The organism is Sporosarcina limicola (genome assembly GCF_014873855.1).
In the GTDB taxonomy this organism is placed as follows: domain Bacteria; phylum Bacillota; class Bacilli; order Bacillales_A; family Planococcaceae; genus Sporosarcina; species Sporosarcina limicola.
The window spans coordinates 56,206-71,909 of record NZ_JADBEL010000011.1 but is presented as its reverse complement, the minus strand read 5'-3'; the positions used below and the strand labels follow the sequence as shown (position 1 = coordinate 71,909).

17 protein-coding genes are annotated in these 15,704 nt (G+C 42.4%); 5 read left to right on the top strand and 12 right to left on the bottom strand.

Annotated elements, in window-relative coordinates; translation table 11 throughout:
• Nucleotides 1–19 precede the first annotated feature (19 nt).
• The gene (locus H4683_RS11010; RefSeq protein ID WP_192598894.1) at nucleotides 20–361 is read right to left on the bottom strand and encodes a hypothetical protein; all 342 of its coding nucleotides are present in this window, start codon (nucleotides 359–361) and stop codon (nucleotides 20–22) included.
• 214 nt (nucleotides 362–575) lie between these two features.
• Here H4683_RS11010 and H4683_RS11005 point away from each other — a divergent pair, with 214 nt between their 5' ends.
• Nucleotides 576–1,073 carry a GNAT family N-acetyltransferase gene (locus H4683_RS11005; protein ID WP_192598893.1) on the top strand — a complete coding sequence of 166 codons (498 nt, stop codon included), beginning with the start codon at nucleotides 576–578 and terminating at the stop codon, nucleotides 1,071–1,073.
• Nucleotides 1,074–1,118: 45 nt separating this feature from the next.
• Here H4683_RS11005 and H4683_RS11000 read toward each other — a convergent pair whose 3' ends face one another.
• The 5 genes from H4683_RS11000 to mntR form a co-directional block, all read right to left on the bottom strand.
• Entirely contained in the window at nucleotides 1,119–1,589 is a 471-nt protein-coding gene (locus H4683_RS11000) for a DUF4064 domain-containing protein (protein WP_192598892.1), read from the bottom strand.
• A 140-nt stretch (nucleotides 1,590–1,729) separates the two neighbouring features.
• Nucleotides 1,730–2,011, bottom strand: a complete 282-nt coding sequence (locus H4683_RS10995) for a GNAT family N-acetyltransferase (RefSeq protein ID WP_192598891.1) — start codon at nucleotides 2,009–2,011, stop codon at nucleotides 1,730–1,732.
• Nucleotides 2,012–2,053: 42 nt separating this feature from the next.
• Nucleotides 2,054–2,941, bottom strand: a complete 888-nt coding sequence (locus H4683_RS10990) for a DUF1002 domain-containing protein (protein ID WP_192598890.1) — start codon at nucleotides 2,939–2,941, stop codon at nucleotides 2,054–2,056.
• A 70-nt stretch (nucleotides 2,942–3,011) separates the two neighbouring features.
• Entirely contained in the window at nucleotides 3,012–3,875 is an 864-nt protein-coding gene (locus H4683_RS10985) for a CvfB family protein (protein ID WP_192598889.1), read from the bottom strand.
• Nucleotides 3,876–3,899: 24 nt separating this feature from the next.
• Entirely contained in the window at nucleotides 3,900–4,304 is a 405-nt protein-coding gene (gene mntR / locus H4683_RS10980; RefSeq protein WP_192598888.1) for a transcriptional regulator MntR, read from the bottom strand.
• Nucleotides 4,305–4,418: 114 nt separating this feature from the next.
• Between mntR and H4683_RS10975 the strand changes: the two genes are divergently transcribed.
• Nucleotides 4,419–4,574 carry a lmo0937 family membrane protein gene (locus H4683_RS10975; protein WP_192598887.1) on the top strand — a complete coding sequence of 52 codons (156 nt, stop codon included), beginning with the start codon at nucleotides 4,419–4,421 and terminating at the stop codon, nucleotides 4,572–4,574.
• Between the two features lie 74 nt (nucleotides 4,575–4,648).
• Here the strand turns inward: H4683_RS10975 and H4683_RS10970 are convergent, their stop codons facing one another.
• The 3 genes from H4683_RS10970 to H4683_RS10960 are packed head-to-tail and all read right to left on the bottom strand — an operon-like array spanning nucleotide 4,649 to nucleotide 8,249.
• On the bottom strand, nucleotides 4,649–5,761 hold the full coding sequence (locus H4683_RS10970) for a GNAT family N-acetyltransferase (protein WP_192598886.1): 1,113 nt from the start codon (nucleotides 5,759–5,761) through the stop codon (nucleotides 4,649–4,651).
• A 27-nt stretch (nucleotides 5,762–5,788) separates the two neighbouring features.
• Entirely contained in the window at nucleotides 5,789–7,897 is a 2,109-nt protein-coding gene (locus H4683_RS10965) for a heavy metal translocating P-type ATPase (RefSeq protein WP_192598885.1), read from the bottom strand.
• Nucleotides 7,884–8,249, bottom strand: a complete 366-nt coding sequence (locus tag H4683_RS10960) for an ArsR/SmtB family transcription factor (RefSeq protein ID WP_192598943.1) — start codon at nucleotides 8,247–8,249, stop codon at nucleotides 7,884–7,886. Before H4683_RS10960 ends, H4683_RS10965 begins: the two co-directional genes overlap by 14 nt.
• A 188-nt stretch (nucleotides 8,250–8,437) precedes the next feature.
• Between H4683_RS10960 and H4683_RS10955 the strand changes: the two genes are divergently transcribed.
• Together H4683_RS10955 and H4683_RS10950 are read left to right on the top strand one after the other, a co-directional pair.
• Nucleotides 8,438–8,857, top strand: coding sequence for a universal stress protein (locus tag H4683_RS10955; protein ID WP_192598884.1), 420 nt, complete (start codon nucleotides 8,438–8,440; stop codon nucleotides 8,855–8,857).
• Between the two features lie 54 nt (nucleotides 8,858–8,911).
• Nucleotides 8,912–9,934, top strand: coding sequence for a DmpA family aminopeptidase (locus H4683_RS10950; protein ID WP_192598883.1), 1,023 nt, complete (start codon nucleotides 8,912–8,914; stop codon nucleotides 9,932–9,934).
• A gap of 53 nt (nucleotides 9,935–9,987) precedes the next feature.
• On the opposite strand, the gene H4683_RS10945 is transcribed toward H4683_RS10950, so the two are convergent.
• The 3 genes from H4683_RS10945 to H4683_RS10935 all read right to left on the bottom strand — a co-directional run bounded on the left by H4683_RS10945 (nucleotide 9,988) and on the right by H4683_RS10935 (nucleotide 14,059).
• Nucleotides 9,988–11,463 (bottom strand): potassium/proton antiporter, encoded by a 1,476-nt coding sequence (locus H4683_RS10945; protein WP_192598882.1) that lies wholly within the window; start codon nucleotides 11,461–11,463, stop codon nucleotides 9,988–9,990.
• Between the two features lie 270 nt (nucleotides 11,464–11,733).
• Nucleotides 11,734–12,648: a UDP-N-acetylmuramate dehydrogenase gene (gene murB, locus H4683_RS10940; RefSeq protein ID WP_192598881.1), complete on the bottom strand. Its 915-nt coding sequence runs from the start codon at nucleotides 12,646–12,648 to the stop codon at nucleotides 11,734–11,736.
• A gap of 703 nt (nucleotides 12,649–13,351) precedes the next feature.
• Entirely contained in the window at nucleotides 13,352–14,059 is a 708-nt protein-coding gene (locus H4683_RS10935; protein ID WP_192598880.1) for a DsbA family oxidoreductase, read from the bottom strand.
• 105 nt (nucleotides 14,060–14,164) lie between these two features.
• On the opposite strand from H4683_RS10935, the gene H4683_RS10930 reads away from it, so the two are divergent.
• Entirely contained in the window at nucleotides 14,165–15,538 is a 1,374-nt protein-coding gene (locus H4683_RS10930; protein WP_192598879.1) for an FAD-dependent oxidoreductase, read from the top strand.
• The last annotated feature ends 166 nt before the right edge of the window (nucleotides 15,539–15,704 follow it).

Sequence of the window (15,704 nt, the reverse complement as noted above, 5' to 3'; positions counted from 1 at the left end):
ATCCACCTCGAGTGTTAAATCATTCTTTTTCTAGATTATCTGGGCCTTTTTTGTGGTAAAGCCCATCTGTAGCGGGCGTCATTTTCACATTATCTTCAACTTCTTGGTTATAATAATGGACACTTGTCTGAGCACCTTCACTCACCATCTTATTATCTTGAAAATCATAGGGATCTGAATGACCTACTTTTGTTTCCGAAGAACGGTTCATCTTCTGCGACTCTATAAATGAGTCAACTCTCGTCTTCATGTTTTTAAAAGCGATTTGCGCTTTGTCCCGATTTTCCTTTTTACTAAAATACGCATATGCACCTGCAGCAATCGTCGCAATTAGTAGATTGTTATTTCGTTTACGTGCCATCTAAATCATTCCTCCTGATTGTAATAAATAGTGGTTATATACAGAGTATACCCTCTTGTTCAATTTTAGAAACTTTCATTTTTTAAATGGCAAATTCCCAATTAGTCCAATTTATTTAAACCCTGTCCTTAAATATATCATTTTCATTACAGCAGTAGTTTTCAGCCTACTTATTTGTTATGATAACAAAAAGAAGTTCTGAGGTGACGGCGCCATGATTCGACTGATGACAGCGATGGATAGCGTTCACGTGCAACAGATTGCCCGTAAGTCATGGAGTAATACATACAAAGGTATTATTCCAGAAGAGATTCAGAAGAAATTTATTGATCGATCTTTTTCGAATGCCATGATGATAAAACGCATGGAAAAAACCACTGTGCTCATAGCCGAATGTGAAGGAATCCCAGTTGGTTTTGCCAATTTCACAAAAACAGATACGGATGGTGATTCTGAACTGACTGCGATGTATATTTTACCATCGCATCAGCAGATTGGTTACGGAGAAAAGCTTTTCGAGTATACCTTATCCATGTTGAAAGGTGCACGTCAACTTTTCATTTATGTGGATGGGCGTAATACGTTTGAAAGATCCTTTTATGAGAAGCAAGGCTTCAAACTTCTCGAGGTATTCAATGAATATATTGAAGGTTATCCCGTAGAAACAGCACAATACGTATACTATATTCATAATCCTAATCTTGCGGGTTAAATACAAGAGACGCTACCCTTTAACTAGGATAGCGTCTCTCATTTCTTATAAGGGTCTCATCGTTCCATCATACTGATCGTCCACAAATTGCGGTTCATCCTTCATTGGCGATTTTTTCGTCAAACAAAGAATGCCCGCAATGTATAGAAGAATAGAAGGCAACATAACGAGTCCCCCAGTCAGTCCCGCAATGATGAACATCATTCCAGCAAGCTTAGGGTTTTTATTATTCCAGATGTTTACGATTCCAATAATTATCAAGATCAAGCTGACTATGAGCCCCGCAATAATTAACCACATGAAGCCCCCAAAAACATCAAGAAATGAAAAGAACAGTTCCATATCCCCTGGATTCAGATTAGGATTTAACAATGCATCCGCTTCTATATCCTGGCGAAAATCCGAATCTGTTTTCAAAAAATTAACAAATGCCATCAGGATAAAACTAGAAATAATTCCCACCGTCGTGAATACTGCACTTATAATTGATAATGCTTTTTCTGCTGTACGGTTCACTATGCACACCTCTTCCTTTTACTCTCTCTATATAGTATACGACTTTCCATCCATTTAGTTTCATTTTAAATGAACTCAAATCGAAATAAAAAGGAAATCCGTTGGACGATGGCTAACGGATTTCCTTTTATGTACTAGCATTAGATTTTAATATCGTCATACTCTTTATAGCGTTCAAATGCTGTGACAACGTAAGAGCACACCGGCTCCATCTTTAGTTCATTTTCGCGTGCATAATCTGCTGCGCGGTCTAATAGTTTTTTTGCGATTCCTTGGCCACGAAGTGTCTCCGAAACGAAAGTATGGTCCATTACCATGACATCTCCAAGAATTGTCCAAGTGATTTCTGCACGCATGTTGCCATCCTCTTCATTGCGATACGCAAATGCGTCTCCGCCCAATTCCACAAATTCGAATTCCATCTAAACTACTCCCTTTCAGAAACTTGAATCTCATTATTTATTTCACTCAAACCATGTTTTGACTGAATCAAAGAGTTCGGCAAAGAAATTTTTTACACTTTCCCAAAAGCCCGGATCGATTGCGCCAAATTTTTCTTTTATCTTAGCTGTCATATCCGTCAATTGTTCGGATAATTTATCGAAATCGATATCTAAATTTCGAATTCTGTCCATCAAATCGACTAGCAATTTACGGTCTGCTTCGCCCAATTCAATATTAAGCTTTTTTAATTGTTCTGTCACGATTTTTTCAACTTCTTCTTTTGTCACAGGATTTTTCTCGGCTATCTGTTTTTTGATCCCTGTCAGAAGTTCCGAGACTTTGTCGCTATCGACACCACTCTTTTGTGCAAATCGAGTAGCAAGATTCAATTCGTCGTTTGCTACATCCGTTCTCTCGATATCGAGTGTCTCACCTGTCACTTCGTATGCTTTGTAAATGCCAACAAGCGCAGAATGGCCAGTCACTTTTTTTGGTGATGCCACCTCGACTACCGCATCTACGATCCCCGCTGTCAACATCGCATTCGCAAACATGTCAGATGTTACTTGTGTAATATTGCCTTCGGTGACAATAGAAATAACGAGACCTTTTCCTGCATCCTGTCTCGTTATTTTTGCAGATGAATACATTCTTGCCTTACCGTCTCCATCTTTGATGTACTTTACAAGGTCACTACCATCGACTGAAATCTCTTCAACTTCAGCTTCTTTTTCCACCTGTAAACTCTTCTTCACACTATCCTTTTCCGCGGCAGATAAGTTTGCTCCGTAAACGATAATCGGAACACCAAGCTTTTCATTGATAGCTGGTTCAGCCTTTGCGGTATTAGGCAAAATGATTCCAAGTGCAAGTATGGTTACAGCAAGCATTGCTATTATACGTTTCATGAACATTCCTCCCTTTGTTATACGAATTAGTACGATTCAGGCGTTGAAAAGGTTCCCCCCTATCATTGGATTACTTCAAGGTCGTCCATCCATCACTTTGTGTAATCCTACCCTCTTTCATCAATTTGCCTAGTGCGCGCTTGAATGACGCTTTACTTAATTTGAACATTTCATCGATTTCCTCGGGGCTTGATTTGTCCGTGAATGGCATACGGCCTCCGATATCATTTAGGTAATGGAGGATTGTTTCAGAATCGCCCCCCAGTCGCTCTTCTTTCCTTGGAAGCATCGAGCCATTCAATGTTCCATCTTCACGAACACCGATGATCCGCACTTCAATTTCTTGGCCCAGACGTGGTTCGTGTTCCTGTTCCGTGTTATGGATGAAAATTCTATGATTTTCTTGAATACTAAGCATAAATGATCCGACTGGTAGCAACCGATAAGCTCTTGCTTTTACATTTTTATTCAAAATAGCTGGCGTTGCTTCTTCAATTTGCTCTAGGACCCGTTCTTCTGTTGCGAGCCTTCCAAAAATATTGCCGCCTAGGTCCATTCGTAGCGTCATGTATAGTTCATCGTCCACATCCGGCCAAAGTGCGCGGACTCGAGGCATGTCAGCTCGATTGACTAACACTTCGAATGAAGAGCCGATATCTACGTACACGCCTTCTTTGTCATCGATACGGATGACGCGTGCCCAACCATATGATCCAGATGTCATTTTCGGCATTTGCATCGTAGCGGTCAATTCTCCGCGTCTATTCGCATAAAGGAAAACGTGAACTGTATCCCCTTGTTGAACAGTCTCCTCTGCATCGGAAACGTTCAACATGATGTCGTCTTCATCACCCTCTAAGACCCATCGAGAACCTTCTTTATCTAGCACTTTCAAATCCGCCGTGTAGCCTGATTTCAATTTTTCTGTTTCCATCTGTATCGACCTCTTCCTCAAATTCTATTGCCGTTTTTTTAAATTCTCTACAAACTCATCATCTTGTTCCATCGCTTCAACGAGATTCGTTATTCGATCCATCGCATTCCAGCTTAGATGGTGCTCGATTCCTTCTACATCTCTGTAAATATTTACTTCATCGACTCCGATGATACGAAGAAATTGTTCAAGTAATTCGTGACGCATGACAAGCTTTTTGCCGAACTTCAATCCTCTTTCCGTCAATACGAGTCCTTTGTATCGCTCGTAAATGACATAGCCTTCACGAGCGAGTCGTTGTGCCATTTTCGTTACAGATGAAGGGAGAACCGAAAGTGATTCTGCAACGTCTGATACACGCGCTTCTCCTTTTGCCTCGAAGTGCAAATAGATTTGCTCAATATAGTCTTCCATACCCGGTGTTGCCAATTTTACCGCCTCCAGTATGTAGTCCCGACCCGATTACTCCTTTTACTAATGCACTATGTTTAATCTTTCTTTTGGCAGGGTAAAAAGAAGTATACGAACAAAGGGGTGATTTAAATGGGACGATTTCTTTGGTTTATTATTGTAGCATTAATCGGGCTTTGGCTGTTAGGTCTCTTTTTCAAAATTGCTGGTGGATTAATTCATATCCTACTCATTATTGCAGGTATCATCTTTGTAATCCAACTTATTTCAGGAAAACGTTCACTTTGATGAAAGGGATGTCGACGTAAGTCGGCATCCCTTTTTGTTTCTAGTATCTGAGCGGCGCCTTACGCTTTTCTTTATTAGTCTATTTTCGCATAGATGCATGTATTTCGTAAAACGTTACCATCTGGTGATAGGGAATCTTGTTTCAAAGTTCCTTCAAGAATGAAGCCGGCTCTTTCAGCGACGCTTCGACTTTTCGTATTTCCTTCTTCACAACGAATTTCTACCCTACGAGCTCCGAGTTGCTCAAAAGCAAATTGTTCAATACGTTGGACTGCTTCTGTCATATAACCTTGACCTTCGAATTCCGTAGCGAGCCAGTAACCAATCTCGAATTTTGGAATCGCCCAGTCAATCCGATGCAGTCCTGATGAACCGACGAACTCCCCAGTCTCTTTAGTATACAGATGAAAGCGCAAATCTTCACGCGTGATGAAGTTCGCGACCGCCTTCCTTAAACTCTCTTCTGTCATATGCAATTCAGGTTCGGGTTGCGCCCATGGCATCCACTTACGGAGTGCTGGCAACGATTTACGAATCGCATTCCATGCCTCCTGTGCATCACCAAGTTGTGGAGCCCGAATGACAAGCCGCTCTGACTCGAATGAATCTGGGAAATTTGGAATTTGAGGTGAGCTAAATGTGCTACGCCCCTTTTCTCCATCTTCCCAAATGACAGGTGTCGTCGTGCCCCCTATAAAATCTTCCCGCGTGATACCGTACGTCACCGCGTCATAATAGGAATTCTCTTTTGGCGAAAACCATGCCTTTCGCATATGAGCCTCTTTGACAAAGCCCGCTCGTTCAAACGTTTTTCGCATTGCGAGATTATCTTGCCTCGTATGACCTTCAAGACGAATTTTCTTGCCTGACAAACCAAATACATATTCCGCTACGAGACGGAGCGCTTTCGGACCATACCCATGACCCCTTGACACATCCGCAATTCGGAGATCGAACAACGGGATTTGATCTTGTAAATCATAGATTTTCACGATGCCTACTTTATCTCCATTTTCATTTTCCACCCAGAATGTCTTTACCTCATCCGATTCGTAGCCGCCCTCTTCAATTGCTTTTTCAATCAGCTCACGCCCGGGATGTGAATTACCATGATAAGGCCATGTATTTTTCGTCATAAAATGGATGAGTTGTTCTTGCTCCTCCATCGTCCATTCTTGTAAATGCATTAAGATCTGCCTCCATTTTAAGGCCACTTATTTATGAACACGCAATAACCGCAACGAGTTCAACACGACGAGAAGCGTCGCACCCATATCCGCGAAGATGGCAATCCATAATGTCAGCCAGCCTGGAATGATGAGAAGTAGCGCCACAATTTTTAATCCTAATGCAAACATAATGTTTTCTTTGATGATTCGCAATGTTTTTCGACTTAATCTTATTGTATAAGGTAATTTTTGAAGATCATCCGCCATAAGTGCAATATCAGCTGTTTCCAAGGCTGCGTCCGTACCCGCTCCACCCATCGCGATTCCAACCGACGCTGCTGCTAGGGCAGGCGCGTCATTGATGCCATCGCCAACCATTGCGACGCGTCCGAACTTGTCACTTAACTCTTTAATAGCTATCAATTTGTCTTCGGGCATGAGCCCTGCACGGACATCCGTAACATTTAAATCTTTCGCAATCGCTTCTGCAGTTGCCTGGTGATCGCCTGTTAACATGACCGTATGGCGAATGCCAATTTCATTCAACTCTCTAAGAACACTTCGGCTTTCTTCACGAATAGGATCCGCTACGGCAAGTAATGCTTTAAATTCCGTGCCAGTGACAATCGCCATGACTGTTTTCCCCTCGTGCTGAAGAGCCGCCCCTTGTTGCGAAGCCTCTTTCGGCAATGAAGAAAGTTCATGCGCCCAGTCCAAGCTACCAATAGACAATGTTATCCCGTCTACTTCTGCATAAGCACCTTTTCCAGTCACCGATTGAAAGTTTGACACCGAACGTTTTTCCGCTCCATTTTGGTGTGCATACGTCGTGACCGCTTTCGCAAGAGGATGCTGTGACATTGATTCTACTGCAGCAATCGCACTAAGCAATTGCTCTTTTTCAACTTCCCCATACACAATGAAATCCGTTACTTCCGGATATCCTTTCGTTAATGTTCCCGTTTTATCAAAAGCGATTGCATTTAGACGTCCAGCTTCCTCTAAGTAGATGCCACCTTTAATGAGCACACCTTGACGTGCTCCATTTCCTATCGCCGTGACAATCGCAATCGGTGTCGATATGACGAGTGCACATGGACAGCCGACGACAAGCACCGCTAAACCTTGATAGATCCACGTGCTCCAGTCACCGCCGAGCAGTGGCGGTACGATAGCGACAAGCATTGCAATTCCGATGATGACAGGTGTGTAATACTTGGCGAATTTATCGACAAACTTCTGTGATGGTGCTTTTTCTGCCTGGGCATCTTCGACGAGATGAATGATTTTTGCAATTGTTGTATCGCCAATTAGTTTCGTGACAGTTACTTCCAACACGCCTTCCTCATTAAGCGTACCCGCGAACACTTCGTCGCCTGATTGTTTTATCACTGGCACAGATTCCCCAGTAATCGCTGCTTGATTGACTGTTGAGTATCCAGTAAGAACAGCCCCATCCATCGCGATTTTCTGCCCCGGCTTCACAATTAATACATCGCCAATAACAAGATCTTCAGTAGGAAGTTCTACCAACTCCTCACCACGTTTAACAAATGCTGTTGGTGGTGCAATATCCATTAGTTGTCGAATCGATTGGCGCGCTTTATTCATCGAATAGGCTTCAAGCGCTTCGCTGACTGCGAAGAGAAAGACAACGACTGCACCTTCACGCCATTCCCCGATAATCGCCGCACCGATGATTGCAATCGTCATAAGCGTTTTCATATCAAATTCAAACCGGACAAGATTTTTTATGCCCGTTTTGAATATACCGGCTCCTCCAATTACAATTGATACAGCAAAAAGGACTATCGCTGCTGGATGTGTTTCTGCATAACGGAACGATACAATTGATCCGATAATTAAGAATAAAAGTGAAAAAAGTGTAATGCTATTTTCTTTACGTTTAAAGAAAGGTATTTGTGGCTCGATTCTTTTATTTTGAAGTGGGATTACTTTAATACCGTCAAAAGCACCCGCCGCTTCAAGGTCCTCCACAGTCGCACTACCCTGAAATGATAACTTCGATGCACCGAAGTTCACTTGTGCATCCTTTATGGATGATAAACTTTTAACGTTATTCTCGAACTTCATAGCGCAACTAGCACATGTTAAATTCTCTAATCGATATTCTGTCTTTTCAGCAATCGCCATGTTTATCCCCCTCTGTTGTATGCTCAAAGGCAATCCTAACAAGTTGATGGACATGATTGTCAGTAAGCGAATAGTAAACCATTTTTCCTTTTTTTCGTGATTTTGCAAGTGACTGATCACGCAAGTAACGTAAATGGTGTGAAGCTGTTGCGACAGAAGAGCCGATAACCGCTGCAACGTCACAAACGCACATTTCCTCTTCCAACGTCAGAGAATAAGCTATTTTTAATCTTGTCTCATCGGCAAGCGCTTTGAAAATTTGTACCATTCCTCCAAGGTCGGGGAGCATTTTCTGTACGCCGCTAACTACGTCATCGTGAACTATTGTTACTTCACAAACTTCTTTTATCATCATATTTGCACCTCATTCAAATAATTGTTTGATTATAAATTAGTATATGCAATCTTTCAAGAAAGCGCAAGGACAATCAAACATCCATTTGAATAAAGTTAAAATTTTAGTAATCACCAACAAAAGAAGGTTTTAGAGGACTTGGTGTAGAACATTTTTAAATAGATAAGCAGAAGGAGTGCGATCTGATGTACAAGAAAATTTTAGTCGCAGTCGATGGTTCTGACAACTCAAAACGTGCAGCCCAACATGCCGCCTACTTGGCATCTTTGACCACTGAAGTATTTGTTGAAGTCTTGTATATCCTCGACTACGACCGAACATGTTCAGATGTCATTCAGAATGCTGGCAGAGAGGATCTTCATATTGATCGAAAGAATCGGATTGCCCCGATTGAAGCGTTATTCGAAGAGCATACGATCGCATACGAACTCATTATTAAACACGGAGAGCCTGGACCAACGATTGTCAGTCATGCCAATCAAGGTGATTTCAATCTCGTCGTCATCGGGAGTCGTGGCTTGAATACGTTTCAGGAAATGGTGCTCGGCAGCGTCAGCCACAAAGTGGCTAAGCGGGTAACAGCACCAGTTTTGATTGTCAAATGAATGAAACTCCAGCTCATTCTGGTAAACTGGAGATTCATATAGGAGTGATACTAGATGTTACGTGGAAAATGGAATTCAATCACGGATGTACCTGGCGTCAAAATCGGTCATGTGACAATGGATGAACAACTGCAGGATGGTGAAGCCATTTGTACTGGAGTAACCTCGATTTTACCGCATAGTGGCAACCTATTCGAACAAAAAGTACCTGCAGCGAGTTTTGTATTAAATGGTTTCGGCAAGACGGCGGGCCTGATTCAAGTGGAGGAGCTAGGCGTTATCGAATCCCCAATTATGCTGACAAATACATTTAGCGTAGGTGCTGTTCTCGAAGGAACTCTTTCTTATATGCTAGATGAAAACCGTTCCATCGGCGACTCGTCAAGTTCGTTAAATGTCGTTGTTGGTGAATGCAATGATAGTTATTTAAATTCAATGCGGTTGATGAAAGTACGACCTACTCATGCAATCGAAGCCATTAAAAACGCGAATGGCGGGCCAATCGAGCAAGGGGCGGTTGGGGCTGGCAAAGGGATGATTTGTTTCGGGATGAAAGGTGGGATTGGTTCATCTTCGCGGGTTATACAGAAGGATGGCATTACCTATACAGTCGGAGTATTGACACTTACAAATTTCGGAAAAGTCGAAGAGTGCAAAATTAGGGAGTGGTTAAAAAGTGTAGGCAACGAGACAAGCGACACGACACCACAATCTTATGCAGATGACATAAAGCCTGACGGATCAGTCATCATCGTCGTTGCAACAGATGCTCCCGTCAACGAAAGACAATTGAAACGGTTCGCAAAACGGGCAGCTATTGGGCTTGGTCGAACAGGCACACATATCCATAACGGGAGTGGCGACATCATTATTGCATTTTCGAACGGATTCACTATTCCACATACATGTAAAAAAATGACCGTTGCATACGAATTGCTGCGTGATGATCATCCAATCATGAACAAGCTATTCCAAGCCGTCATCGAAGCGACGGAGGAAGCTGTCTATCAATCGTTGATTCACGCGGAGACGACAACAGGAAGACATGGGCGTGTTGTGAAAAAATGGCCGAAGTGACCATTTTCACAGATTTGAAGACAAACAAAAGGCCCCTTCAAGGAGCCGTTTCATCAATCTATTCCATTTTCCTCAGCCATAACAAGTTTCACTTTCGACACCTGCTCTTTGGCGGTTAATATGTACAAGACATCTGCTACTTGAAGTTTTGTTTTCCCCGTCGGCATAACTAACTTGCCTTCTCGGATAATCGCTGAAATAACCGTTTCTTTCGGTAATCCGAGTGTTTGCACTTTTTGATTTAAAAATGGTGAATGTGCTGAAATCTCCACTTCAAGCATTTCCGCATTCGCTTTATCCATCGAAATAAGTTCTAGCTGATGGATACGCCTCGGCGATGCCGGTGCCTCAAGTCCTAACCATTTCGCAACATTCGAAATGGTCGATCCTTGAAGAAGTGCCGATGTCAGCACAATAAAGAAAATCATATTGAAATAGAGGAATGGATCCGGTACACCTGCAAGGAGTGGAAACGTTGCCAATACGATTGGAACAGCTCCGCGAAGTCCAGCCCAAGACAGGAACAGTTTCTCCTTGAATGTATAATCGAAAAAAATCGTACAAATAAATACTGCAATCGGACGTGCAACGAACATTAGAATGAATGAAAGAACGAGTCCCTTCCAAATGAGATCCCAATTCGCAAGTTCGCTTGGGAATACCAGCAACCCAAGGATAACGAACATCGTCAATTGCATAAGCCATGCAAATCCTTCATGGAATCTGAGAATCGAATGACTGTGATTTAATTCTCTATTGCCAATTAAAATACCGGCTATGTATACTGCAAGCAAGCCACTTCCACCAAGAACGGAGGTCGTCGCATAGATTGCAATCGCGTATCCCATTGATAGAACAGCATATAAACCACTAGCATCTAGTTTAATCTTATTCATCCATTTTGAAGATAAATAACCTAGTCCTAGTCCAAGCGCAAGACCGAGCCCCATCTGGATGAAGAAATTCAGAACGAGATGACCTAGCGAAAATTCAGGGAGTGTAAGCCATTCAATGAATGCGATTGTCAGGAACATCGCCATCGGATCATTCGAACCTGACTCCAGTTCGAGTGTGGACGACATTTTTGATTTAATATTTTGTCCCGACATAACCGAAAATACGGCGGCAGCGTCTGTCGATCCAACAATAGAGCCTAGTAGAAATGACTCAAGCCATCCAAGACCCAGAACATAATGTGATGCGACAGCAAGAATAGCTGTCGTAAAAATAACGCCCCCTGTCGCAAGAACACTTGCCCCACCCAATACTGGTCGAACACTTTTCCATTCCGTCTGCAAACCACCTTCAAAAAGGATGATGATTAGCGCAACGATACCGATTGTCTGGGCAAGCTGTGCATCAGAAAAATAAATAAGGCCCGATATATCACTTCCAAGAACCATTCCGAGAACCATAAATAGGACGAGTGCTGGAACTCCTGCACGTGAAGTAAGCTTTGTCATAAGTACGCCACTTAGTAGGAAAAAACCGATGAGTAAAATAATTGCATCTATAGAAAATTGGTTCATAGCTTATCTCCCATTTTTCTGATTTTTTTGACACGCATGGACAGTAAAAGAGAGAGTTCCCTCTCTTTTACTTGAAGTAATCAAATACGCCTCGGCGTATTTGCATCCAGATTTTGAATTAAGCCTGCTCAATTCACTCCTTTCAAAATCTGTGACATCCGACGGAGGCATTAACTTTATTCAGCAGCGGTTTGAACCTTTACTAAATTGGATGCCTACTTTACATTCATCTCGCCACTTATTGGAGTCGGAGACTTCTGCTGAATGAAGTTAATTTTCCTCACCAACAATCTTCACTTCAAGTTCGAGATCCACGTCAAATTTTTTCTTCACTTCTACTTTCACCATATTAATAGTACGAATGTAATCAGAGGCAGTCGCATTATTTTTATTAATAATAAAACCTGCATGCTTTAATGATACCTCGGCACCACCGTGACCTTTCCCTTGCAAGCCGCTATCTTGAATAAGTTTTCCTGCAAAATAACCCGGTGGACGTTTGAATACACTTCCAGCGGATGGATATTCAAGCGGTTGTTTCGACTCCCGTTGGAATGTTAAATCTGCCACTTTCGAATTAATTGTCTCTTGGTCTCCATCTACAAGTTGAAAAACAGCCGATAAGACATAGTAGCCTTCATTCGAAATGATACTTTGCCTATATCCGAGTTCCAGTTCCTCCTTCGTAAGAACAACCCGCTCTCCAGCTTTCGTTAATACTGTCGCCTGCATAATAATGTCTTTAACTTCCCCACCGTAAGCACCCGCATTCATCGCCATCGCACCTCCGATGGACCCCGGAATCCCACAAGCAAACTCGATACCCGTAAGCGATTCCCTGGCAGCATGCTTTGAGACATCAATGATAAGTGCACCGGCTTCTGCATGGATCAGAGTTCCGTCCATTCGAATGCCATTGAGTTTCGATAGATGAAGAACGATACCTCTCACGCCACCATCCCTGACAATCATGTTCGATCCATTCCCAAGCAACAAGAGGGGAATATTATTGTGATAGGCATACCGTACTGTAATTTCCATTTCATCCATTGTACCTGGGATGACTAGTAAATCCGCTGAACCGCCCAGCCTTGTCATCGTATATTTACATAATGGTTCATCTATTAGAAGGGTTCCTTGTGTAATTTCATTTTTAAGTTCATCAAACCAACGACGATTTAACATTAACAAACAGTCCTTTCAATAAAACAAAACTTTAATTAATTGTATTTCTGGCTCAACACCAACGAATATATTTGACTTTTACAATAACATAGAAGTTCCTAGCTACCTTCTAGTAAAATCGATTGTTTGCTAGTACAGGACTCGGGACATTGTAAATAGTTTTTTGTAGTCTGGAATCATCAATCAGTAATCACCTTTGTTGGTATCAAAGTGTTTCCGGGGGAAATAGCATAGAATTTCAGCAAAAAAGCTACAATAAACTATTTTAGTTATAGTGAGACTCAAACCCTTTAAAATATTGACTTTTGGTTTCCTGGTTACCATCCAAATTCGCTTTGTCCCGAGTCCTGTAGTACTTTCAACCGTGGAGGATACGGGGTACCGATGTTTTTTGTATATTTTTTATGTCAAGTACAGACTATGGTGTTGAGCCGTATTTCTTTCTGTATTTATTAGTTGCAGTCTACAGTAAGAACGGGACTACGCAACGTAGGACCTTGTAGCGTATTTAGTAAGCCTACCCTAATGCAGGAAAAAATCTTTCTCTCTATAAGTATGCTTGGAATCTGCTCTTTTGACAAGGTTATATTTCTAAATTCATTTTTTATTGCACAATAGCAAATACGCCGGAGGCTTCTGCTGAATGAAGTTAATAAGAAAACTGGACATCCAATCATAAAATTGGATGTCCAGTTTTCTTCATTTATATTTCGCAGCTACCATCTGTACATAGCCCTTTTGCATCCTCGCCTAGAACTTTAAGAGCAGGTTCAACACCTTCTTCTGCTGCCACTTTTCGAAGTGCACTAGCAAATTCTTCGGCGGATTGTGCTCCTGAAATTCCGTATTTACGATTAATGACGAAAAACGGAACGCCCTGCACGCCGATTTTACCCGCCTCAGTAATGTCGTTCTTTACATCCGTCGTAAATTCATCCGACTCCAACATTGCCTTTGTACGGTTTTGGTCAAGTCCCATCTCTTCCGCAATACGAAGCAATACGTCATTCTCTCCAATTGCTTCCGCGTCTATGAAATAAGCACGCAGCAATCGTTCAGACATTTCTCCAGAAATCCCCTGTTCTTCAGCAAGCTTTGCCAGCCTGTGAGCATTGAATGTGTTCGCTGGTTTCATATTGTCGAAATCATAGTCAAGACCAACCGTTTTCGCTTGGGCCGCAACATTCTCCGTCATCTTTTTCGTTTCATCCACACTCATACCATATTTTTTTGCCAAACCCTCTTGAATTGATTCATCGGATGTCGTTGGCGTATTCGGGTCGATTTGAAACGCTTTGAATACAATCTCCGCTTTATCTCCTAGACCTGTTTCTTCCAATGCTTCTTCTAGTCTTCGTTTACCTATATAACAAAATGGGCAGACATAATCAGACCAAACTTCAATTTTCATTTATTTTCCCACCTTCCCTAAATCCATTTTAAATTCAATTGAATAGGGGAACAATGTATATGCCTACTCAAACTATTTTGAACAAGATCAGACGGAGGTTATTCAATGTCAAATTCATTATGGATCCATACTGCCTATCCGCGCGACCGATTTCCAACGCTAGACGACGACATTCGCTGTGATGTTTGCATTGTCGGGGGCGGACTAAGCGGACTCGCAAACGCCTATTTTCTTGCGAAAGAAGGCAAAGATGTTGTGCTACTTGAGAAGGATATGATTCTCAATGGCGCGACAGGAAATTCAACAGGGAAGTTAACCGCTCAGCATGACTTTGTCTATGCAAAATTACTGAAACAATTCGGAAAGGACAATTCAAAAATATATTATGATGTGAATGAAGAAGCGATCCAATTCGGAAAGTCCATTGCAAAAGATGATGAACTAAGAATGGCAGATTCAATCCTTTATTCCCAATCAAAAAACGGAACGGAGCTACTCCACCATGAAATGCGTGCTTATAAGGAACTTGGCATACCAGGTGAATTTGGACACAATTCCGAATTGCCGATTCAAATTGACGCAACACTTACACTGAAAAACGAGAGCCAGATTCATCCTATACGCTTTGGCCAGCATCTTGCTCGTCTCGCGATTGAGGCTGGCGCCCGTATTTACGAACAATCAGACGTTCAACTAATGGATCTTAATAAACGACTTCTTAAGCTTAAGTCCGATCATGAAGTCCAATTCAACGAACTCGTTCTCTGTACTCATTATCCAATCGAAGCATTGCGCGGGTTGCAAATCATGAAATTATCAGTCGACCGCTCTTACATCGTTGCTGCGGAAGCCGATATGGCACTCCGTGGGCAATACATTGCTGTAGATTCACCAAAACGGTCAATTCGAACAGCTCAGATAGATGGTAAAACGTATTTCCTACTCTCTGGTGAAAGTCATCAGGCAGGGCTTGAAAGTGCTACACAAATCCACTATGACCGACTTTATACGGAAGTGAAAGAAACGTTTAATCTTTCCAAGTCTGTGTACGGCTGGTCAGCACAAGATCCCCAGACGCCGGACTTAATTCCATACGCGGGAACTATTTCATCCAGTATGTCCCATGTCTACTTAAGTACGGGCTATCGGAAATGGGGATTGTCGAATTCAATGGTGAGCGCTCGAATCATCAGCGATCTCATCGTTGGTCGGACGAACAAAGCTTCTGCACTTTATTCACCAGATCGGACAGGATTCGGTTCATTTGTATTGCAAGCACTGAAAAATACTGGGCTTGTTGTCAAAGAATTCACAGCCGGCCATCTGACGCGCATGGATGCGCCCATTTGTACACATATGGGTTGCCGAACAAGATGGAATGATGGTGATGAAACCTGGGATTGCCCATGTCACGGCTCCAGGTTCAGAAAAGACGGCTCCGTCCTCGAAGGTCCTGCGACGAAACCACTTGATTTGTAGTGGTGTTTGAGGTGGAAGGGTGGAACTGTGAGGGCAATCTGCGGAACTGTCATGGCAATTCGGGAAACTGTAAGGGCAATCCGCTAAACTGTCATGGCTCGCGCGAACTGTCATGGCAATTCCCGAAACTCTAAGGGCAATCCGCTAAACTGTCATGGCTCGCGCG